The sequence below is a fragment of the Mesorhizobium sp. M1328 genome, assembly GCF_040318075.1.
Taxonomy (GTDB): Bacteria; Pseudomonadota; Alphaproteobacteria; order Rhizobiales; family Rhizobiaceae; genus Mesorhizobium.
This window is the reverse complement of the sequence record NZ_JAMYLO010000005.1, coordinates 99,927-121,534: the sequence shown is the minus strand read 5'-3', so window position 1 is coordinate 121,534 and position 21,608 is coordinate 99,927. Positions and strand designations below refer to the sequence as shown.

19 protein-coding genes and 1 pseudogene are annotated in these 21,608 nt (G+C 59.3%); 10 read left to right on the top strand and 10 right to left on the bottom strand.

The window, feature by feature from the left end; translation table 11 throughout:
* Positions 1-189: 189 nt before the first annotated feature.
* Positions 190-984 carry an alpha/beta fold hydrolase gene (locus NKH23_RS13370; protein WP_353034828.1) on the bottom strand — a complete coding sequence of 265 codons (795 nt, stop codon included), beginning with the start codon at positions 982-984 and terminating at the stop codon, positions 190-192.
* Between the two features lie 236 nt (positions 985-1,220).
* On the opposite strand from NKH23_RS13370, the gene NKH23_RS13365 reads away from it, so the two are divergent.
* From NKH23_RS13365 to NKH23_RS13335, 6 genes and pseudogenes are all read left to right on the top strand, one after another.
* Complete coding sequence (locus NKH23_RS13365) at positions 1,221-2,270, top strand: YihY/virulence factor BrkB family protein (RefSeq protein ID WP_352503337.1); 1,050 nt, start codon at positions 1,221-1,223, stop codon at positions 2,268-2,270.
* A gap of 48 nt (positions 2,271-2,318) precedes the next feature.
* Positions 2,319-2,864 (top strand): annotated as a pseudogene (locus NKH23_RS34595) (transposase); the annotation flags it as partial.
* Between the two features lie 69 nt (positions 2,865-2,933).
* On the top strand, positions 2,934-3,449 hold the full coding sequence (locus NKH23_RS13350; RefSeq protein WP_353034977.1) for a hypothetical protein: 516 nt from the start codon (positions 2,934-2,936) through the stop codon (positions 3,447-3,449).
* 4 nt (positions 3,450-3,453) lie between these two features.
* Positions 3,454-3,849, top strand: coding sequence for a phage holin family protein (locus NKH23_RS13345; protein ID WP_353034822.1), 396 nt, complete (start codon positions 3,454-3,456; stop codon positions 3,847-3,849).
* Positions 3,846-4,730: a hypothetical protein gene (locus NKH23_RS13340; protein WP_353034820.1), complete on the top strand. Its 885-nt coding sequence runs from the start codon at positions 3,846-3,848 to the stop codon at positions 4,728-4,730. The genes NKH23_RS13345 and NKH23_RS13340 overlap by 4 nt, the downstream gene beginning before the upstream one ends.
* Positions 4,727-5,491: a hypothetical protein gene (locus tag NKH23_RS13335; protein ID WP_353034818.1), complete on the top strand. Its 765-nt coding sequence runs from the start codon at positions 4,727-4,729 to the stop codon at positions 5,489-5,491. Before NKH23_RS13340 ends, NKH23_RS13335 begins: the two co-directional genes overlap by 4 nt.
* Positions 5,492-6,198: 707 nt before the next feature.
* On the opposite strand, the gene NKH23_RS13330 is transcribed toward NKH23_RS13335, so the two are convergent.
* Positions 6,199-6,708 (bottom strand): ferritin-like domain-containing protein, encoded by a 510-nt coding sequence (locus NKH23_RS13330; protein ID WP_353034816.1) that lies wholly within the window; start codon positions 6,706-6,708, stop codon positions 6,199-6,201.
* Positions 6,709-7,165: 457 nt separating this feature from the next.
* Between NKH23_RS13330 and NKH23_RS13325 the strand changes: the two genes are divergently transcribed.
* Together NKH23_RS13325 and NKH23_RS13320 are read left to right on the top strand one after the other, a co-directional pair.
* The gene (locus NKH23_RS13325; protein ID WP_023677856.1) at positions 7,166-7,690 is read left to right on the top strand and encodes a YciE/YciF ferroxidase family protein; all 525 of its coding nucleotides are present in this window, start codon (positions 7,166-7,168) and stop codon (positions 7,688-7,690) included.
* 206 nt (positions 7,691-7,896) lie between these two features.
* A complete protein-coding gene (locus NKH23_RS13320; protein WP_023677857.1) occupies positions 7,897-9,063 on the top strand; it encodes a glycoside hydrolase family 1 protein in 1,167 nt (388 codons plus the stop codon).
* A gap of 139 nt (positions 9,064-9,202) precedes the next feature.
* Here NKH23_RS13320 and glf read toward each other — a convergent pair whose 3' ends face one another.
* Both glf and NKH23_RS13310 read right to left on the bottom strand, forming a co-directional pair.
* Positions 9,203-10,345, bottom strand: a complete 1,143-nt coding sequence (gene glf / locus NKH23_RS13315; RefSeq protein WP_352492345.1) for a UDP-galactopyranose mutase — start codon at positions 10,343-10,345, stop codon at positions 9,203-9,205.
* 2 nt (positions 10,346-10,347) lie between these two features.
* Positions 10,348-11,520, bottom strand: a complete 1,173-nt coding sequence (locus tag NKH23_RS13310; protein WP_353034814.1) for a glycosyltransferase family protein — start codon at positions 11,518-11,520, stop codon at positions 10,348-10,350.
* A gap of 398 nt (positions 11,521-11,918) precedes the next feature.
* Between NKH23_RS13310 and NKH23_RS13305 the strand changes: the two genes are divergently transcribed.
* The gene (locus NKH23_RS13305; RefSeq protein WP_352473704.1) at positions 11,919-12,842 is read left to right on the top strand and encodes a glycoside hydrolase family protein; all 924 of its coding nucleotides are present in this window, start codon (positions 11,919-11,921) and stop codon (positions 12,840-12,842) included.
* 233 nt (positions 12,843-13,075) lie between these two features.
* Here the strand turns inward: NKH23_RS13305 and NKH23_RS13300 are convergent, their stop codons facing one another.
* From NKH23_RS13300 to NKH23_RS13280, 5 genes are all read right to left on the bottom strand, one after another.
* Positions 13,076-13,996 carry an ArsR/SmtB family transcription factor gene (locus NKH23_RS13300; RefSeq protein WP_352492311.1) on the bottom strand — a complete coding sequence of 307 codons (921 nt, stop codon included), beginning with the start codon at positions 13,994-13,996 and terminating at the stop codon, positions 13,076-13,078.
* A gap of 1,186 nt (positions 13,997-15,182) precedes the next feature.
* Positions 15,183-15,386, bottom strand: a complete 204-nt coding sequence (locus NKH23_RS34590) for a hypothetical protein (protein WP_502912354.1) — start codon at positions 15,384-15,386, stop codon at positions 15,183-15,185.
* Positions 15,387-15,664: 278 nt separating this feature from the next.
* Positions 15,665-16,117, bottom strand: a complete 453-nt coding sequence (locus NKH23_RS13290; RefSeq protein WP_352503351.1) for a YidB family protein — start codon at positions 16,115-16,117, stop codon at positions 15,665-15,667.
* Between the two features lie 355 nt (positions 16,118-16,472).
* Positions 16,473-17,342 carry an MBL fold metallo-hydrolase gene (locus tag NKH23_RS13285; protein ID WP_352492316.1) on the bottom strand — a complete coding sequence of 290 codons (870 nt, stop codon included), beginning with the start codon at positions 17,340-17,342 and terminating at the stop codon, positions 16,473-16,475.
* A gap of 1,167 nt (positions 17,343-18,509) precedes the next feature.
* Positions 18,510-18,824, bottom strand: coding sequence for an alpha/beta fold hydrolase (locus NKH23_RS13280; protein WP_353034809.1), 315 nt, complete (start codon positions 18,822-18,824; stop codon positions 18,510-18,512).
* A 373-nt stretch (positions 18,825-19,197) separates the two neighbouring features.
* On the opposite strand from NKH23_RS13280, the gene NKH23_RS13275 reads away from it, so the two are divergent.
* Positions 19,198-19,836 (top strand): hypothetical protein, encoded by a 639-nt coding sequence (locus NKH23_RS13275; RefSeq protein WP_353034807.1) that lies wholly within the window; start codon positions 19,198-19,200, stop codon positions 19,834-19,836.
* A gap of 21 nt (positions 19,837-19,857) precedes the next feature.
* Here NKH23_RS13275 and NKH23_RS13270 read toward each other — a convergent pair whose 3' ends face one another.
* Positions 19,858-21,519 (bottom strand): DNA polymerase/3'-5' exonuclease PolX, encoded by a 1,662-nt coding sequence (locus NKH23_RS13270; protein ID WP_353034805.1) that lies wholly within the window; start codon positions 21,517-21,519, stop codon positions 19,858-19,860.
* Positions 21,520-21,608: the final 89 nt, after the last annotated feature.

The following is a 21,608-nucleotide window of genomic DNA, read 5'->3' as shown; positions in this document are numbered from 1 at the left end:
CGATGTCGATCTCATTGTCGATCTACTCCGCAAAGCGCGGTGTTGGTCGGAGATAATAGAACCTTATACCGCAATGCAACTTAGCTAGTTGTAATGTCCCCTCCTCTTTTGGAGCAGCCAGGAATGCCCTGCAGGCCTCCTCCGGCTCCATCTGACGCTGCCCCCAGTTTCTATCCATTTTTGAGTTCCTCAGCCCTCCAGGAACGCCAGAAGCGCCGCATTCACCGCGTTGCTCTCTTCGCGTTGAACCCAATGCGTCCCCTCCTCGAAAGTCTGCAGGCGGCCATCGTCGCAAAGGGCGAGACTGCGCTTGGCCAGCCCGGATTCCAGAGCCTGGTCCTGCATCCCCCACATAACAAGAGTGGGCGTCGTGATCCGCTCCTTCAGGCTCGGGCGAAAGCGCAAGGCGCGATACCAGTTGAGCATGCTGGTCAGCGCCCCCGGCCGCTCCCAAGCCTGCCGATATTCTGCAATCTCCTCTTCTTCGAAGGCGCCTTCCCGGCTGGATGTCCTGAGTGCTCGTGCGAGCAAGGCCGAGCGGCGCGCACCCAAAACGGCTTCGGGCAGCAAGGGGCTCTGGAAGAAAACCGCGTAGCTGCTCCGCAGAAACTGCGTCGGAGATCGCAGGACATGGGTAAACAGCACCTCGGGATGGGGCGCATTCAGGATGACGAGCTTGTCCAGGCGATGAGGCAACTTTGCCCCGGCGGCCCAAGCGACGATGCCGCCCCAGTCATGGCCGGCGAGGTGAAACCTTCCGATGCCGAGCGCGTCGGCCAGGGCGACGACATCGCCGAGGAGCTTGGGGAGGGTGTACTCGCGGATGCCCTCTGGCTTGTCACTGGTGTTGTAGCCCCTCTGGTCGGGAACGATGACCCGATATCCGGCGGAAGCGAGCGTACCGATCTGCCGTCTCCAGCCGATCCAGAAGTCCGGGAAGCCGTGCAGGAGCATGAACTGATGTTCAGGCGCGAGTGAGATCATGGCTGGTAACGTGGGTGTCGTTAAAGTGATCCAGGGCAATGAGGATTTAGATCAGGCTGCGTCGTCCCGACAACATGCACGCTCAGCGATGGGCATGGGAGCCGAAGGGCCAAGTGGGGATGGCGCAGGTGTTGCTGCAGGCGGCGGATGTTTATTTGTAAGCGCAGGTCTGCACCTGCATCCTTTGGCGCTATTATACGTTTGCCCCGCGAAGAAGATGCTCCGGACCGGCGGCCATGTCGAAGAAAACAACCGAGGACGCTTACGAAGGTCAAGTGCAACTTGAGCGGCGGGCCGAACGGGAGAGCCGCGGACGCAATGCCGAATGGCCGTCAGAGATTCCCAGCCGCGGCTGGAAGGACGTGCTGTGGCGGGTCTTTGCTGAGGTAACCGAGGACCGTGTTATGCTGATCGCGGCGGGGGCTGCATTCTATCTGCTTCTTGCCCTCTTTCCAGCGCTTGCCGCGTTCGTGTCCATCTATGGTTTCGTCGCCGATCCTCAGACCATCGCTGAGCACATTGCGTTCCTTGGCGGCGTACTGCCTTCGGGAGGTCTGGATATTATCAGATCTCAGCTTGCGTCCTTGGCCGCTCAGAAGGCTGGCGCGCTCAGCTTCGGCTTCATCTTCGGCCTTGCCGTCGCACTGTGGAGCGCCAGTAACGGCATAAAGACGCTATTCGAAGCCATGAACATCGCCTACGAGGAGAGTGAAAAGCGCGGCTTCATCCACCTGAATCTCCTGGCCTTGGGCTTCACACTTGGCGCCATCCTCATTGGTATCGGCTTTATCATCTCGGTGGGGATTGTGCCGGCCATGCTTGTGCTGCTGAACCTCGGCGGCTGGACCGAAGCCCTTGTGCGGATCTTTCGGTGGCCGATGATGCTGATCATGGTGGGCGTCGGGATCACGCTGATTTACCGCTACGGACCCAGCCGGGAAAGGGCAAAGTGGCAATGGGCGACATGGGGCGCCTTCCTCGCCGCTGTGGTCTGGATCGCAGTCTCGATAGGCTTCTCCTATTATCTTGAAAACTTCGCCAACTACAACGCCACGTATGGAGCTCTTGGGGCAGTCATCGGCTTGATGATGTGGACTTGGATTTCTGTGATTATCCTGGTTGTAGGTGCGGAGCTGAATTCCGAGATGGAGCATCAGACAGCGATGGACACCACCACAGGTGCGCAGCAGCCGATGGGTGCGCGAGGTGCCACGGTCGCCGACACACTGGGCGGACCGGCCGATGCCGCCGACCAGCAGTCGCGTTTGGACGAACGCAACGCGTAGCGCGCAGATCAATTTGCACGCCATCGTCAAGCGGCTGCAGCCGAGCGTGAGCAACGGCTCAAGGCGCTGGTCGCCCGGCTTGCCCAGGTGACTGGCGATCTCACCATCCAGAAGCAACGCAAAAGCATCGTCGCCGATGCCGAAACCTCGCCAGCCTCGACGAGGTCATTCTTCTGCTCAAACGTCAGAGCCGCCGACTTGAAAGGCGAGATCGCCTCGCTAATCGACGACGATCCGCTGTGGGCCTGTCTCGATCAGGTCTTCCGTTCGGTCAAGGGCCCCGCGTACTCCTGACGCCGAGTTGTCCCGATTGACACCTTTCCAATAAGGCCATCGCCAAACTCGTGGGCTTGGCGCCGATCGCCAATGACAGCGGCAGGCGCAGCGGTCGAAGACCGGTGCGCGGCGGCTGTAAAGGTACGCGCTCCAGCCTCTTCCTCATCGCGCTCACCGTCGCCAGAAATGATCCCCACCCGGCGCCTTCAGGCAGGAAAGGGAAAGATGATTATTCGCATTGCGCCCGCCCGCAAGCTACCCGTCATTCCCAATGCAAAAGCACGCGATGCGCGCCACGAGTTCGCAAACGCAACTTGACACCCCAGATAGTCACTCATTGGGAACCAACGGGCCTTACCTCCGTTTGCTCCTCGAATGGAGGAAACCATGAACAACCGGAATTCTGAACGGCGTCCCCCGACTGCGGCAAGAGCTGGTGACGGTACCTCGGAAGACATAGGAGCGACCGTAAGCGGCACGTTATCCAAAGCGTCCGACATAGCGCAGGGGGCAGCGGAAACCGCCAAACGGGCGGCCGTTGGTGGCGCGTCCACCGTGACCAATCAGGTGAAGGAGATGTTGGACCGTCAGGTCGGCAGCGGCGCCGAGGTGATGGGCCAGCTGGCGAGTTCGACCCAGCGTGCGGCCGAAGACCTCGACGCAAACGCACCGATAGTCGCTGGGGTCGTGCGCACCTTCGCGAATAGGCTTGATGGATACGCAGACGACCTGCGAGACAGGTCCGTCGATCAACTGGTTCTTGCAGCGTCCGATTTGGCCAGGCGCAAGCCGGGTTTGGTGTTTGGGCTGGCCGCAGTAGCGGGCTTTTTGACGTTCCGCACACTGAAGAGCGCGCCTCCCGCACCAGAGTCCATCAAGGGAAGGCGGCAGGGAGCGAACTGATCTGATGGCACAGGAACAACCGAAGAATTCGCCTCTCCCTCAAGCACTGTCGGCAGTGTTGGCGGACGTCGCGGACCTCTTTCAAAAAGAGTTGCGCCTGGCGCATGCGGAGCTGTCCGCCAACGTCTCAACGAAGCTCCAAGCAGGTGTGTGGATGTCTGCTGCTGGCGTGCTGGGAGTGGTCGCCGCTCTGCTTCTAGTGCAAGCCCTCGTACTTGGAATAGCCAGCTTAGGGATGGCCCTGCACTGGTCGTGTCTGATCGTCGCGGCCGCAACGGCCGTCGCCGCCGCTTTCGCCTACTATCGGGGCCGCGCTGATGCGCAAAAAGAACTTCTGCCGACACACTCCATAAGCCAAATAAAGCAGGATATTGCGACAACCAAGGAGCAATTAACATGAGCCGCAATTCACAGGTCCAGGATTTTGGAACGAAAGAATGGCTTCTCAGCTCCGCTAGGAACAATCCCGAAGGCCTTCTGCTCGTCGCAGCTGGGTGCGCGTTGCTAATGCGCAGCCGCGGTTCAAGTGCCGGGCATCGCGAGCAATCCCGTGGAACCAACGGGCGCCAAAATGCTCCGCACGTACGCACCGCCAGCGGCGGGGCGTCAAAAGCGCATGAAGAGGCTAGCGAGACAGCAGAGGCCATGCGCGACAATTTAGCCGGCATGGGGGAGAAGGTGAGTGAAACCGCAAGTCACTACGCATCATCTGCCGTGGCATACGCCGAACAGACCGGTCGCACCGTATCCGAGAAGTCAGGGCGCGTGGTGCAGCAAGCCCAATCAACGTTCCAAGACACGATTGGCCGCATGGTGGAAGAACAGCCATTGGCTTTTGTTCTGGCCGGCTTCGCAGCCGGTGCCGCTATAGCTGCTGCTTTGCCGGCCAGCGATGTCGAGAGGCGCACGCTCGGCCCAGCAGGAGAGCGATTGACGGATGCCGCTGAAAAAGCTGGGGAACGCTTGAAGTCCTCGACAGCAAAGGCGGGCGAACGGCTCAAAAGCGCCGCCGAGGAACATGGGCTGAATTCGGACGGCCTGAAGGAGGTCGCAAGGGACGTTGCGGGCGCCTTTGGAAGCGCCTTGTCAGAAGAGCAATCAAGTGAACCCGTGCAGCCGCCTTCGCCAAGCCCAAGTGGATCGAGCGGTTCATCCACTCCGGCCGCCAAGCTGCAACCGGGCAGCGCCACCCCTTCGGAAGGAATAACGGCCAAATCGCAGCGGTCGGGCAACGCTCGGTCGAGCAAACCTGCCCGCCCCGGTGGCAAGAGAGATTTATGATGGCCGATCCGCAACTTGAGCATCTTGAATACGAAGTTGAGGCTGCCCGGGCTAAGCTCGCCCAGGACTTGTCGACACTTCGGTCGCCAAACACGCTCTCCGAATTTACCGATGATTTGAAACACGAAGCGCTTGAGGCAAAGGATGCGCTGGTGGAGAAAGCAAGAGACTCAATGCAATCGGTGGCGCAGGCGATTATTGACGATCTCAAGGCCAAGGCGGCTGCCAATCCGAGCGCTGCTTTGGCGATTGGGGCCGGTTTGGGGTGGCGTTTCCTCCGCCATCCGCCGATCGCAACCGCACTCGTCGGAGCGGGATTGATCAGCTTGTTGCGGGCCAATTCAGCCCGGCCACCCAGCGAGCAGCAGGTTGATCACCTTTCGTACGCCAAGGAGCGCCTGAAGGAGCAATCTAGCGATTTGGCGGAAAGCGTCAGTGATTTCGCTCTTGAAACGGCTGGCAAAATAAAACGCGAAGCTGCCGAGTTGACCGGCGTGGCCAAGGAAACTGTTAAAGAGAAGACAGAACGTCTGGCTGCGGGTATCCGCCATAGCGGCGTTGGGCCGCACCAGGGCGAGACTGTCGCAAAAGCATCCGCACCCTTCGATGAAACTTCGTTAGCTGTTCAAGACGCATCGGGCAATGAGCATACCGAGGACAAACTCCTTCTGGCGGCGGCGGGTTTGGCAGTCGCCGCGGCTGTCGGCTTTGCCTATCAACGACGTCTGAATGAGCAGATGGACACCGACCGAACTGGATGAGCGTAGACAGAGGTCATTGCAGAGAAACAGTCGTCCTGAAGGCAAAGTATGATGCCGCGCTCACATTTATCGAGTCCCGACGAGTTCAGCCATCGGATTGCATATTCTGGAACCACGGACGGCGCGATGACGATGCGCACGGCGGAGAAGATCGGACAAAGCGGTCAACCCCTTCGAGCATGATGATCGTCGGCCGGTCGGTCACGGCCTTCAGCGAAACCGCCAGCGACCGGCTGAAGCGGAATTCACCCCGAAGCGTGCAAGTGCTGCCGACCCCATAACGTGAGCGCAAGGGCGCGCTCTGTCCGCTGTCAGGACGAACTTTCTTCCATCCGGCTTGGCGCTGCCGGTGCCTGCGCACGCACTGCTCAGTGATCAGGGAGGAGTGTTCTCGGGCATTCCGCTATCGCGACCTCGTTTCGAACGTTTTAACACGCCCCCTCAAGCTTGATCTCGCCGAGCGCTGCGCTAGCCTTTCCGATCTTGGCTAGTGCCAATGCGTATTCGACCAGGCTTGCGCAGATGAACGCTTCAACTCTCTAAGTGACGACGCCGCAATATTAGCATCGCTCGTCGTTGCAATTTCTCGAAATGCGCAGCTCGACGACCGCCTGCTAGGCGTGTTCGTTGCCCAGCGTTCACGAAGAGGGACGCGCTAGCGGACGAATCCCGATCACCCAGTTCACGGTCACTACGTTCCTACCCGATCACCGCTTGGCGCTGTCGCTGTCCGCTTCGGCCCGCGCAAGGAACTGCTCGGTCGTCGAGGGAAGACGGGATTTCAGCCAATCCGCCATCGCGACTTCCTCTCGCAGATTCTCTTCGCAAACCCGAAGAGCCTCCGTTTCGCCGAGCGATCGAGCAGCGGCAATCAGGATCGTGTAGGAGGCGATTTCCATGTGCTCGAACGTGTAGCTCGCGAGCGATCCTTTCATCACCTCGTCTCCAGCGAAGACGCCGCTCAGCGATTGCGCCATCGCCGTCAGCTTAGCGCCAGCGTCCTTCATCGTGGATGAACCCTCGTCCATCTGATCGAGACAAGTCTTCAGCCGGGCAGCCTGCTGCTTCGTCTCGTCGAGGTGCTGTCGGATCCGGTCGCTCAGCTCGGGATAGTTCTCGATGCGACCCAACTGCCCGTTCAACATCGTTTCGGCCTGCTCTTCCATGGCATGGGCATCTCTAAGCCATTGGACAAACCATTCGCGGCTTTCTGACATCTCGAATCTCCTTTGCGATCTAAGGAAACTTTCAGAAGAGGACATTGTTCCGGAGTAGAGCCCGCCGAACGGGCCTTGACCGTCGCAGAGATCAGCGTCGTGGCGGGTCTCAATTCACCTCGCGAAAAATCCTGCAGCGATGCGTGGAAAAGGCCAAGATCGCGGAAGATCGGCGCAAGGAAAACGGCCCGTGGACGCTCGCCGCTGCGCCGCTCCATCACAAAGTCCAACTGGCACTGGCCGCTTCCTGGCCATCCGACGCGGCGACATACGGCGACATATTGAAGGTCCCGCAGCCGAGATGCTGAAGCCGCTGCTGGCGCGGCGGACTGAAATCAGCGGTCAACCCGACCGTCGCTCGCTGTTGGCTGCCGGTGTGCCGTCGCCGAAGGAACAACAAGAGACTGGTCCAGTTAGAGCCATGCATGCGTCGATAGAAATGAAAGAGGAGATGACAATGGCGACGAAAAAAAGCTCTCAGGGCAGCTCCAAGGGCTTGGAAGACCTTTTCTATGATGGTCTGAAAGACATCTACTACGCCGAACGCAAGATTCTGACGGCGCTCCGGAAAATGGCAAAGGGCGCGGAGTCCGAAGAGTTGAAGGCGGCGTTCGAAAAACATCGTGACGAGACGGAAGGTCAGATCGAGCGTCTGCAGCAAGTTTTCGACGCCTTTGGCAAGAGAGCCCAAGGGAAAACGTGCCCGGCGATCGACGGCATCATCGAAGAAGGACAGGAGATTTTGGAGGAATTCGAGGAGGCTCCGGCATTGGACGCGGGTCTCGTGGCTGCAGCCCAGTCCGTCGAACATTATGAAATAGCGCGCTACGGGACTCTTGTCACATGGGCCGGGTTACTTGGCTTGAAAGACGCCGTCCCGCTACTCGAACAGACGCTCAAGGAAGAAAAAGCAACCGATGAGGCGCTCACCCGACTAGGCGAAACAGGCGTCAACGAACGGGCGATGCAACAGGCCGCATAACTTCGGATCGAATCGACGCGACCGCGGCCCCCGGCAGACGGGATTGGAGCTTGGTTGTATTCGCCAATCCAGGCACACGTGTACACCGCAGCCGCCGAGCCGTCGACGTGGTGGTGGCCGACCGGTTTCGACTAGGCCACCGGAACTGACAATGGGGGACTGCGAATGCGATTACTTGCCCACGCCTTGGGCGACAGGATGTTGGTATGAACGAGGATACCGCTCGTCGGCCCACGGCAGGCTCTTCCGGGTTCGACAGCTTTTTCATGGCTGGTTTCGAGTGTTCCTCCCACAGGCGCGCCGACGGGGCCCGTCTTGATCTGATCCGCGCGACCTCACATGACATCCATGCACATGCCGACTATCGCCGTTGTGCCGAGCTTGGGCTTCGCACGATCCGCGACGGCTTGCGCTGGCACCTGATTGAAACAGCGCCCGGAGTCTTCGACTGGTCGAGTTGGACGTCGGCGATCGAAGCAGCCCAGGCGGCCGGGGTGCAGATTATCTGGGATATCTTCCACTATGGCTCGCCAGACCATATCGACCAAGGTGGCCCGGGGTTTATCAAGGCCTACGTCCGTTTCGCCGCGGAAGCTGTTCGGGTTCATCGCTCCGCTACCGGGGTGGCTCCCCTGGTGTGCCCGATCAACGAGATTTCGTTTTTTGCATGGGCGGTGGAAGTCGGTTATTTCCCGCGCGTCGGGCCGAACAAGCGTGGATGGTTCAAACGACATCTTGTCAGGGCAGCGGTCGCCGGCGTGAGGGCGATGCGGGAGGCCGAACCCGGCTGCAGGTTCATCTGGGCTGAACCGCTGATCCATATTGCTCCTCGTGACCGTACTCACCCCGAGCGGCGGCGCGCCGAAAATGCTCGCCAGGGCCAATTCGAGGCGTATGACATGCTGATCGGGCGCGTGGAACCGGAGTTGGGCGGCAGCGAGGACGTTGTGGACGTCATCGGCCTCAACTTCTATCCGCACAACCAATGGTACTTGAATGGCCCAACGATACCGATGGGGCACCACGAATACCGTGCACTTTCGGAATTGCTGGTCGAGGTCGCCGAACGATACAAGAAGCCGATGTTCATCGCCGAGACCGGCGCCGAAGGTTCAGGCCGGCCAGCCTGGCTTCACTACGTTTGCGACGAAGTGCGCGATGCGACGAGCCTCGGTGCACCTGTTCAGGGTATATGCCTATACCCGGTGACGGCCTACCCAGGTTGGGACAATTCGCGCCACGCCGAAGTCGGCTTGTTCTCCACCATCCATGCGGACGGCTCGCGCACTGTTCGCAAGCCACTTGCGGACGAGTTGGAGCGCCAGCGCCAATCGTTCTTGGCGTTTGAGGAACAACAAGCAAGCGCGCTATAGCCTCGCTGATACGAACAGTGCGCGCTTTTCAGCTGCATCAACAGCACAGCATATCTAGAGCTGTTCGCCGAGAAGCCGAGAAACATCGTTGGTCTCTTTGGCCGTGGGTCGCCCGACGCCGGTCAGGCCGGCGCATCATTCACTCGGCCGCCTCGCGCTGCGTCGGCGTGACGAGCATCCCGTTTGCTGGCAGGCGTGTCTGAATGCGCCCGAACGTAGCCAATGCCTGGCCGACCACCTGATCCATATTGTAATAGCGATATGTTGCAAGACGTCCGACGAACCAGACCTCCGGGCACGCCGCGGCCAAAGCTTCGTATCGTTTGTACAAAGCCTCGTTTTCGGCCCGCGGCACCGGGTAATAAGGATCTCCGACGTCGGTGGGGTATTCGTAGGTGAGGCTGGTCTTCGGACTCTGCTGACCGGTCAGATGCTTGTACTCGGTGATCCGTGTGTATTTTTCCGTCTGCGGATAGTTGACGACGGCGACCGGTTGAAACTGCTCGCAATCAAGCGTCGTGTGCTCAAAGCGCAGCGAACGGTAGGGCAAGCGACCAAGCTTCCAGTCGAAATACTCGTCGATCGGACCGGTATAGATCATCTGCTGGAAGGGGATCTTGTCGCGAATTTCGCGGTAGTCGGTCTGCAGCATGATCTTGATCTTGGGACTATCCAGCATGCGCTGAAACATGCGCGTATACCCGCCTGCCGGCATGTTCTGGAAGCTGTCGCCAAAATACCGATCGTCGCGATCGGTCCGGGTCGGGACTCGCGCCGTCACTGACTTGCTCAACTGGGAAGGGTCGACACCCCACTGCTTCCTCGTGTAGCCGCGGAAGAATTTCTCGTAGAGCTCTCTGCCTACTGTGCTCACCACGACGTCCTCGGCGGTGCGGACTTCTTTGACCGTTTCGCGTCGGAAAGCGAAGAAGTCCTGCAGCTGCTCGGACGTCAATTCAAGGCCGTAGAGGCGGTTTATGGTGTCGAGATTAATCGGTATCGGCAGCAGCTTTCCATCGACAAGCGACAGCACACGATGTTCGTAAGGCCGCCATTGCGTGAATTGCGACAGATAGTCGACGATCGATTGGGCGTTGGTGTGAAAGATGTGCGGCCCGTAACGGTGAATTAGTATTCCCGCCTCGTCGTAGCAGTCATAGGCATTGCCGCCGACGTGATTTCGTCGGTCTATGATCAGGACGCTTTCCTGCCGTTGCGATGCGATACGCTCGGCCAGCACACTGCCGGCGAAACCGGCCCCTACGATCAACCAGTCGAACACGCTCACGCCCTCCTCAGGAATGGGACGACGCTCTTCATCGCATGGGGGCGCTCGATGTGGGCAGCCATCGCGCTCCAGGTCTTCTCCCAGGACATGTCGGCGAGGTAGGCGTCGGCCTTCTTCACCAGGAAATCGCGGGGGTGGGCCAGGATCGAGCGAAGCTTGGCCTCGATGTCCTCCGCCTCGACAATCTCGACAAGGCCTTCGACGCCGTAGGTACGCACAACGTCGACGATCGCCGTGGACAACACCGGCAGTCCTGCCGCAAGAAACTCGGGAGTCTTGGTCGGGCTGATGTAGCGGGTCGCTTCGTTGAGCGCGAACGGCATCCAGCCGACACTCCAATGCCTGAGATAGTTCGGCAGGTCTGCATAGGACTTGCCGCCCAGCCAATGCAGGTTGCCTGCCGTGGGAAGGCTCGCCCGATCGATCTTGACGACAGGGCCGAGCATGACAAAATGCACGTCTGGCATTGCCGCAGCCGCCTGCGCGATAAGTTCAAGGTCGAGCCGTTCGTCGATGACCCCGAAGTACCCCACCCTCGGGTGAGGTATGTCGGCCTGATCGAACGGGTCTTCACCTGGCGCCCTAGCCTGATGGAAATGGGTAACGTCGATGCTGCTCGGGAAGGGAAAGATCGCCCGATGCAAGCTGCGCTTGGCCTCGTAGAGGCTCTGCCCGCCCGTGAAGACGACATCGGCACGTTGCAACAGCGCCTTTTCCAACTGCGTCAACTCTGCGGGAGCGTCTTTGAACGCGGAGAGTTCATCCATGCAGTCGTAGACGCAGACGTCACAGGCGAGATGGTCGCTGAAGCGTAGCGCCATGGGCGTGTAATACCAGGTCGTCAATCGGTCATGCGGCGTGGAGGCGAGGATCTGATCGACGAACCTGCGCTGGATTGCGTCCGCCCTGGTCGCGGAAGTACCAACTGGGATCAGCGGCGTCACTATTCTGATCTTGGGGGTAACATTGTGCACCCGCATCGAAGGGTGGCGCCTCTCATCGAAGATCGGCTCTTCGAAGTAAATTAGCTGTTGCTGTTTTGACGCCAGGGTCAGAATGTGTTGTGGTCTCTGATATACGAAGTTCCATCGGAGGTGTGAAAAGCAAATTAAAATAGACGGTTGTACAGGGTTCTTTGGTGTTTTGGCCCGGCCCGCCGCCATTTCCATGTAGATTATCCTTCGTTATAGTTACAAAATGCCTCGACTAACAAAAGTCAATCGAGGCAGCTTTGACATGAAGTTCGCAGCCTTCTATATAACTTCCATCCCGATAAGTTGTTCCATAGCTCCAAACTGTCTCGGGCGAGACCAGCCGTCCGCTCCACTTGCGACGGCTCAACAGAGAAGGGGCGAGCCGACCGCCCCCATTCGATCCACATGATGAAGCCCCTCGCGTCAGGTCGGCTCCCCAAATGTGGCCCTTTGCCACAGAGCGGTTCAAATCCTTCAATCGTTCAACAACCGTTCATCAGCGGAGCTATAAATACGCTTGGAATCGATTCATCTGAGTCGCGCCGGTGGTTCATTTGAATGGAGACCGGGACGAATCGAGGGATGGCTGGCGAATGAAGATCGACTTTGAAACCAACGTCTTTCCGTTGTTTCACCCGCAGGTTGTGGATGATCTGAAGGACCCTTGTCCGGTGTTCGACGGCACGCTCTGGCACGTCTTCGGCTCCAGCGGCACCGTCACAACAGAGAGCTGGAAAATCCTCCACGCCACAGCGCCGGATCTTTATGGACCCTGGACAGAGCACGAGGCGATCGTTTTGCCGGTAACCGGATCTGGCATTGCGGCGCCCGGCGTCATTCATGAGTGCGGCGTCTTCCACATGTTTATCCAGACTGAATTCATGAAGTCCGGCGGACGTTGCGAGCACGCGGTGTCCAATGACGGCTTTCATTGGGTGGTGCTCAATCCGGCGATATTGTCGCTGCCCGACACCGATGAGGACGGCATCTACGATCCCCACCCCGCAATCGTCGGAGGCAAGCGCTATATCGTCTATTCAGGCATGCCCAAATTCACCAGGGTGCCCCAGCCTGATGTCTATCTGGCGCGCAGCCAATCCGATTCCTGGTTCGGGCCATGGAAACGTCTCGGCAAGATACTCGATCATCTCGACGTGCCACATCACAATGCGCGCGAGCACCCCGATTACGAATGGGGGATCGAAGGCGCGCAGCTCGTCGAGCTGCCGGACGGTCGTGTGCTTCTCAACGCCACCTGCTTCCTCCCCGAAGGTCCGCGCGGCAGCCGGCAGCGCGTCTTCTTCGCCATCGCCGATGACGTCAAGGGTCCCTACGTTTCCGTTGGCCCCGTTCTCGACCCTGGTGAGCCCGGCGAGAATGGCCATTCGACGGTGATGATCGACGGCCGGCAACTGACCTTGTTCTACCAGAGCAGGCGTGAGGCGACGAACCATCGCTGGCGGTTCGGGTTGGCAAAGTGTGACCTGGATCGGCATATACTTTCGAGAGTTGCCTAGATGGTAAGTTCCGGCATTTGCCGGAACGGAGGATGCTCTGGCTGTTGGTTGGTGGGACGGATCCCTTTGTACTGGTGATTGAGGGTAGCAGGGGATTCGCAGCCAGTGGGCAAAGCTTGCGACGAGGGATCTATACACGTCAGGCAAGCCGGTCGCCTCATGGACGGCGGTGCCAGCTGCAAGCCTAGCCTAGCAATGAACTGTAACTGAGCGCAGCAACGCGGCCAGTCGATTCACGCGGTTTTGATCCTGAGCACAATGTCCTGATCGTAATTTCCAAAGCCCTTGCCGAAAATATTGATCCCGCCGGGGCGCTTGGCATCGTCCTTGACGCCGATACGGACGCGGATTGAATGATGGCTCTTCAGATCGAGTGCGGCGAGGCCGGTTTCGGAAATCCTGAGGCCGTCGACATAGGTGCCGTCATTGGCAATTCGCCAGTTCTTCAGCTTACCGTATTGCGAGCCCTTAAGCTTCCACCAGGTGGGCGTGAAGACGCCGCGCTTGTCGCCGAAATCCCCCGGCGACGTCCAGGTGCCGACATCGACGCCATTGATCGTCAGCGTGATGTCCGAGGGCCAATCGGCGCTGGTGCCCGGCACTTCCGAAGACAGCTCTATCGCAACTTCGAGACCAGTGATCTCGGCATTGGCGAGCTTGGCATTGTTGGGGAACTGGTATTCGACAAAACCGCGCGTGAACCATAGCAGACCGGCCTTCATGCGGTCCGGATCGAGGAAAGTGTTCGGCACATCGAGCAGACCGATGATGCCGTCCGGCGAACAAAGGCCGCAGGGCGCGGTAACCTCGAAGCCGGTATAAAGCCCGATCGGCATCGACACTTCGATCGCGTCGTTCTTGACCGCACGATATTCGCTCTTGAACACGACGAGCACTTTTTCGGCGGTCGGATAGCAGATTTTCCGGTTGCCTTTCTTCGCTCTCTCGGTGCGGATCAGCCCCGCATCCTCCAGCACCTGGATGTTGGTCGAGACGGTCGACTGCGGTAGCGACAGCACGGCGGCGATTTCGTTGATATTCATCGGCCCCTTCTCATGCAGCAGTTTCAGCATCGAGATACGCGCCGAGGAGGCAAGCCCCTTGAGCACGGCAATGCCTTCCTCAGGTTCGATCACCAGAAAATTGCGACTCATGAAATCGCCAGTCTATGCTCGTGACAGAGGTTATGGCTTCGCTCATTGCAACGGCGCTGACCGAAACGCCGAGCCGTTGATTTGGTTACATTAAGCCCTCGACCGTCAGTATGCATCGCAAGCCGTACCGCAAGGATGGTGCGACATGTCTACATTTGTTCTCCGACCGCCAGCTCCTTGTAGTGCGGGGGTGCTTGTCAGTCCGTGGCCTCGATTTGCAGACGACTAGATGCTGGCAGCCACAAAGAGAGGCAGAAGCCGAACACGGAATTGGGGCCGTTCCCCTGGCCAAATCCCAAGATACGGGACCTCGACGTCGATGTTAGCCGAACCGGCGCGGATGGATGCACAGGATGCGGTTCGCTGAAGTGCGTGCCGCCGTGAAGTAAATCATCGGATTCGCCACCCGATAGAGTCGGGACGGGGTTCTACCTATTGCTTTTGAGCATGATCTTTTCCGAAAATCGCGATTCCACTTCTTCGGGATCGCGCCAGTGCCGGCCTACTTCATGCTGGCCGCGGCAGCGACCCTGTCCACCATGGCGAGAACAGCTAGCGGTGCGGTGTGGTGGACCATGTGGCCGGCCTGCGGGATGATATCGACAAAGGAACCAGGAATCTCCGATTGTAGTCTAAGAGCCTCGCATCGAACAACCGGTCGCCGGCCCCGGCAATAATGCCGGCAGGCATCAACAGATCATTGTAGCGGGTGAAGCGGCCGCCGGCCAGCGCGTCGGCCAGCATCAATCCCGATTCGGCCGCGATCGACCGCAGCTGTGAGGCCAGCTGGCGATGTCCTTTGCCGACGAAGCAAACCCCGCAGAGACGATGCCGGGGCGAAATACTTGCCCATGGCGAGCGGCCAGGTGAGCAGCACAAGCAGCGGCAGCAAAATGTGGGGGAAAACACCACCGGCGACAGGCAAAGGCCGGCAGCCCGCCAGTGCAAGGCCCAGGCGCGGCGGCAAGAGCGGACAGATGAAGACCCCCGATCGAATCGTCGTCCGATCGAGATCATCGACTCGCCCGCCTCCCATCCAACCCAAATCTCAGCCCGCTGAGCGGCCGAGTAGTAGATGCGACGTCGCTGCTTCATGGCTCACATTCCATCTTTCAGACAGACTCGTGTGTTGCTGCGAGCAGTTGAATCCGCCACCCCCAAAGCGGACGCGCCGCGAACGCGGCTGCTAGGCAGGCCGAAGCTTGTGCAAGTACAGCTGTGCGTCACAAGCCAAGTGAACTAAGAAGCTGCACGAACCGCGGTGATCGAGAATGGCGTCGAAATCGACTTCGTGACGGATTCGTTCCAATACGTTCTGACTCACGCTTCCTCCGACGGCTCTTTCCAGGTACCGCACCGCTTCCTCCACTTCCCCGAGCACGGAATACATGCAAGCGGCGTTGTACTGCGTCACGAAGTCGTCCGGATCGATCGCCAGCGCTCTGGCCAGCCAGGAACGCGCCTTCTTCCGCTCACCGATATACGCGAGCGAGGGCGCCGCGATGCAGCGGTGCGCATTTTCAGGATGGCGGCCAGTTGCGCGTTCGGCGCGCTCGAAACAGATCCTTGGTTCGCGAGCGGATGAAGGCGATCGCGCAGGAGCGTCCCCCCGTGTAGAGTTGCCACCCTGGATCTCGCCTTGGCCGGCTGCATTCCTGGCTGTGTCCCCTAGGATACATTGTCGAGCAGGGTCGACTTATCCAAGCCATGTGTCGGCTCAGGCGGCCATTCACCATTCGGCGTCATCTCGTTGACTGTCTCGGGTAGATCCCGCGCAATCCTTCTGATTAGCTCCTCGCGCGAAAGACCCGTCTGCATCGAAATGGACGTGAGTGTACCTTCGTCCATTGCCGCTTGGACGTCCCTTGGCTCAATCGGTTGGTTTGGCCCGCTGCCAACCCACGAGTCGACCTTAGATCCTGCCCCCACCTCCCTGAACCGGTCGAGGATCTCACCAAGGTCAGCCCTCGACACGCCATTCGTTATCTGAGCCAGAATTCTGCGTTGCGGGTCGTTTGGGTTAAGATACCCCGCTCCCGGAATCAATTCACAGAGCTTGTCGCGATTTTGGTATGCCAGAACGCCAAGCATCGCGATCGCCAATCTTCCCAGATTTGCCATTTGATCTCCTCCACGGTTTTGGCCGATGAGCGAATCGAAGCCAAGTCTTGGCGGATGACGACCCGTGTGGGCTCGAACAACTTCTTGCCGGTCGGCTCGCCGGCGGAGAGGACGCGTCCTTCGGGTTACTCGTTTTCATCTGACGTCTTCTCCTGACGCAGAATTTCGGGGCGCTTGGCCCGCAGTCGCCCTACGCCGATCGAACGCCCTAACCCGGCGCCTTCCGGGTTTGTTCCGCTTGTCAGAGTTTGTCGGCGACGATGGAGAGCGCGACCCGACGGGGTAACTCTACGGGTCGAGAGACAGAGTCTGCCCAATTTGACCATATTTCAGAACGACGGCGGCTCGGTTAGCCTCAGCTACCTTGGACTGCCGCCGGCTCGCGCACGAATTTCAATTTCGGCGGGACGGCGAACACCCTGAACCGCTCAGCCAGGCTGTCAAGAGCTTGACGCATGCCCACTCCCGCGGCAGCCGCACCGTGTCCACTGATGACCATGTGCGGGTTCAGGGCAGCCAAGTGCTTCACGGATCTTTCCGCCGCATCCCAGTCCGGCGTGAAGTAGCGCGGCGGACCGTGCATCTCAAGATCCTGAACGGCGACCTCATAGACTGACTCCTGACCGGTGGTGATGAAAGCGTCCCCTACGATCAGCGAGCGGTCCTCCTCGCGCCAGAGCGAGATATGCCCAGGAGCGTGCCCGGGTGTGTGTAGCCATCGCCATCCGGGCATTCCGGGGATCGATCCGTCGGCAGGTAGGAGTTCCAAACGGTTGCCAAGATCAATTGGCCCCCGTGGAAAAAGCGGCGACAGCAGTGCCATCAGTCCACCCCCGACCCAGGGATCCGGTGGCGGATAGGATGCGGTTCCGTCCAAATAGGGGCGCTCGAGTGGATGCGCGAAGACAGGCACGTCCCATCTATTCGCGAGGTCTAGAACCGTTCCCACATGGTCGAAATGGCCGTGGGTCAGGATGATCGCGGCCGGCCGTGCGTTCGTGCCAAACCGCTTTTCCGCGACCGCAAGAATGCTGCCGCGGGACGTCGGCAACCCGGTATCGATCAGCATCCAGTTCCGATCTCCGCTGCCCGGTGCGCCGAAGAACACGACATTGACGATTGCTAGGCGCAAATAGCCCAAGTCCGGTGCGATGCTCCAAGCGCCGTCGCCACGATCCTCGCGCCTGGCGTGGTCGATCTCGGAAAGTCGAATCTGAACGGTCATGTGATCCCGTGCCTCTCTTGTTGCTGAGCAGCCGCTCGAGTCGATCGGCGGCGGTGGTATATCGCCCCGAACTTGGCACGGCCCTCCTTGTTCCTCCTTCGCCACCCAGCTCCGGACAGTCCACCACAGGAACAAAGGCTCGACAATCGGTTCGGCGTTACCGGTCACGCCAGGACGAGCTGGACTGAGCAACGAAGATGGCGCGCGCCCCATTGGATGCGGTATTTCGCCAACGCGGTTCCCGGTCCTAACGAGGCGGCCGAGTTCGAAGCCGACTGCTGAAAGAAGACTTCGAATGAGCGAAGTGGGGCGTATGGACGAGCACCAGGTGGAGGCTCCGGTTCCGCAAGCTTCGCCTATGACTGGTCAAGTTGGGCGCCAATGGTCGAGGCGGCCCGATCGGCAGGTGTCCAGGTTATCTGGGACATCTTCCATTACGGATCTCCAGACCATGTCGATCAGGGATCGTGCATTTCATCGATGCCTATGCCTCGTTCGCGGCAGAAGCCGTGAGGGTACAGCGTTCGATCGCCGGAACACCGCCTCTGTTGTGTCCCATCAACTAGATCTCCTTTTTCGCATGGGCTGTTGAGGTCGGCTATTTCCCGCGTGGGGCCGAACAAACGTGGATGGTTCAAGCGGCATCTCGTGAAGGCTGCCATCGCGGGTGTTCGTGCAATGCGGGAGATCGACCCCGCCTGCAGATTTGTCTGGGCCGAGCCCCTTATCCAAATCGCTCCTCGTGACCGGACCCGCAGCGAACGGGGTCGGGCCGAAAACGCCCGTCAGGGGCAGTTCGAAGCTTACGACATGTTGCTGGGCCGCGTCGAACCTGAGTTGGGCGGGAGCGAAGATGTTGTCGATGTCGTGGGCCTGAATTTCTAGCCGCACAATCAATGGTAAATAAACGGGCCGAGGATATCGATGGGACACCATGAGTACCGCGCTTTGTCGGAAATGTTGCTCGAGGTTGCTCATCGGTACGGTAAGCCGATGTTCATTGCCGAGACCGGCTCAGAGGATCCGGCGGGCCGGCTTGGCTCCACTATGTATGCCGCGACGAGGTGCGTGCCGCTATGGGTGTCGGAGCATCGATTCGAGGGTATTTGCCTGTACCCGATAACGGCCTACCCGGGCTGGGACAATTCGCGTCATGCAGAGGTGGGGTTATTTTCGGCCATCCACCCGAATGGCACACGCCGCCTCCGTCAGCCCGTCGCGGACGAACTGGTGCATCAGCAAGATCTGTTCACGGCAAACCGGACGCGCTGATTGTGTTGCGACACACCGCAAGGGCGAGCACCGAAGACCAAGGCAAATTACGGTGTATTCCTCAGCCAAAATCGGCGCCACGCGATGCCAAGTGGCATGGGTGCGAGGATGACCGTGCAGCATCAGGAAGCGGTGGCCCCTTCCACCAACCCGCACTCTGAGCGTCGCTTCCGGAAGTTTGATCTGCTCCAGCGAGAAACCTTCAAACATGCAACTCCCTCCATTCGCAACATTTGCCAAACGTGTAAACGGAGAGGCAGTTCAATGTCGGCTTCCGCGGGATGTGAACTTGCCTCCTATTTCCGAGAAGAGGTCGTGAGCCGAACGACGGCTTTAACTGGTCCCTCGGCAATAACCGGACGGACAGCAAACGGCCCCAAAGCCGCCAGGCGGCAACGCGCCTGATATCGCACTTTGAAATCAACTCTGCCGCTTCCTGTTAGCCGAAGTTGCAAGCGGCCCCGCCAACAATCGTGGTTGCGCCTTTAGGGCATCGTGGTTCAGACCGCTGGCGGATTAAAACTCATGTTGGCTTTGCGATCGGCTCATCGCTGCCGACAATCGGTGACCTATTTAAAGGGGCATGCCCGCGCGCCTAAAAATCAATGCAACAGCGAAGCTGATTGGAGAGTGGCCTTTAAACCCGGCTGCAACGCTTGGATCGTCCGTCAGAGCGAGGGGCATTTTTCTCGAAATACGCGCCCGCCTTCCAACGGACTTCAGGAAACTGCTCCATATCGAGTCCCGCGTGCTTACCCTGCGCCTGTCTGAGGGCGCCGAGAACGATGTGCAGGTGGTATTCGGGATCGTATCCAAAGCACTGCAGAATATCGAAGACCTGCCCGTAATCCCCCGTGAAATCGAGGACATTCTGACGATCTCGACGGCCGAACGGCACCGCTGGCTGAAAGATGGTCGCTTGCAGAGCGCCGGGACAAAAACGGTGAAACTCCGCGGGCGGGCAAGGAACATCACCTTTCACGTGTTCGACCCGCAGCACGTCGAGGATGTGCTTGACCGCGACCTGGTCACGGTCTGGCGCGAACAGGACGCAGCGACAGCTGCAGAGAATAGGCGGCGTGGCGCGGGGAAGGCCGCTATTAAACGCGCTCAAAGAAGCGGTCGCGGAACTGCAACTTCAGCTGGCTATGGCCCCGATGAGAACGCGCACTCCGATTTGCGCGGCTGGGAAGATTTTGAGAAGGACGGACTCCTGCGCTGATGGGCCGGGCGCACAAGCAGGTCAGAACGTTTGCCTGCGGCGTGCGAGATGCGCAAGGAGTGCCGTCAAACGCATCGTATTCAAGACCCGCTTCGCAGGGACTCCGCCCTTGCGCGCCATCTCGACACCCCAATGCATGTGGTCGAGCTCGCGTATCGAATGAGCGTCCGGGTTGATGCTGAAGATGCAGCCATGATCGAGTGCCTTTTGATGCCAGCGCCAGTCGAGGTCGAGTCGCCACGGATGTGCGTTGATTTCGACGGCAACGCCGTGTTTCGCACACGCTTTGAGGACTTTGTCGATGTCGAGATCATAACCGGGCCGGCGCAACAGCTGGCGACCGGTCATGTGCCCGATGATTGTCGTCCGAGGATTTCCGATCGCCTCGATGATACGCTCCGTCTGCTCCTTCTTTGGCAACTTGAAGCGGCTGTGCACGCTCGCGACGACAAAATCGAACGTCTCCAGGATATGATCCGGGTAATCGAGCGTGCCATCCGCCAGGATGTCCGCCTCGATGCCCTTCAGTATGCGAAATTTTCCATTGTATGCCTTGTTCAGCCGGTCGGCTTCGCGGTGCTGTTCAGCAATCTCCTGCAACGAAAGGCCGCCTGCATAATGAGCGGACTGCGAATGATCGGCGACACCATAGTATTCGAAACCGCGCTTGCGCGTGGCTTCCGCCATTGCCTCAAGCGTTTCGGTGCCATCGGATGCGGTCGTGTGAGAATGCAGGATGCCATGCAGATCTTCATCCCGGATGAGGGCGGGGAGCCTCTGCTTTGCAGCTCGTTCAATCTCGTCCCTGCCTTCGCGCAATTCTGGCTCGATAAACTGCAAGTCTAGAGCTTGGTACATTTCTTCTTCTGTCGCTGACGCGATCAGCTTTCTCCCGCGATGAAGCCCGTCGGCGTTTAGGGTGAACCCCTTGTCGGCCGCGAACGTCTTCAGTTGCTCAAGGTGATCTGCCGAACCGGTCGCTTCGAGCAGGCTCGCGCCAAAGTGCTTCCTGTCCGTGACAACAAGCCTGAGGGTCGTCTCCTCGATACAAGTCGATTTTTCGGCCTGCGCTACCAGGGCGAAGTCGGAAACGAGTTCGCAACCGCGCCGGAAGTCACCTGCAATTTCGACGCGCGAAAACTCTGGATGCTCTTGCTTCACCGATATGACCGCATGTTCGAGAAGAGCGGCGGCCTTGTGCAGGTGAAGTTGCGTTTCGCCGCTTCGCACAATGGCCAGGTTCTGCAGGAGCTTTGTCTGAAGCGCAGCGCCGAGTCCTTTGACCGGGCGTATGCGGTCTTCTCTTGCCGCGGCCTCGAGCTCCGCCAGCGAGTTCACGCCGAGCGCCTGATGAAGCTTCAGTATCTTATCGGGACGAAGCCCGGGTATGGCAAACAGCTCCATCACGCCCGCTGGAACATCCTCGCGCAGCTTCTCAAGGCTCGGGTGCGTGCCGGTTTGGTAAAGCTTGGTCACGATATCTGCGATCGCATCACCGATCCCCGGGATCTTGGTGAGGGCGCCGGCGGCGATGATCCGATCAAGCGGCTGCGATAGCGCCGTCAGACTGTCCGCGGCGCGCAGGTATGCCTTTGTGCGATAGGGATTGTCGCCGCGCATGGACGCCCGTTGCGCATATTCCCTCAAAAGATTGGCGACGGTCATCGGATCGATTTTTGCCATGGCTTCAGCCAAACGAGGCCGATCTCCGCAGGTTCCAATCAGGCAGGGCCATGAGCGCCGCGTTGCCCTTTGAATGCTGGCTTTACTGA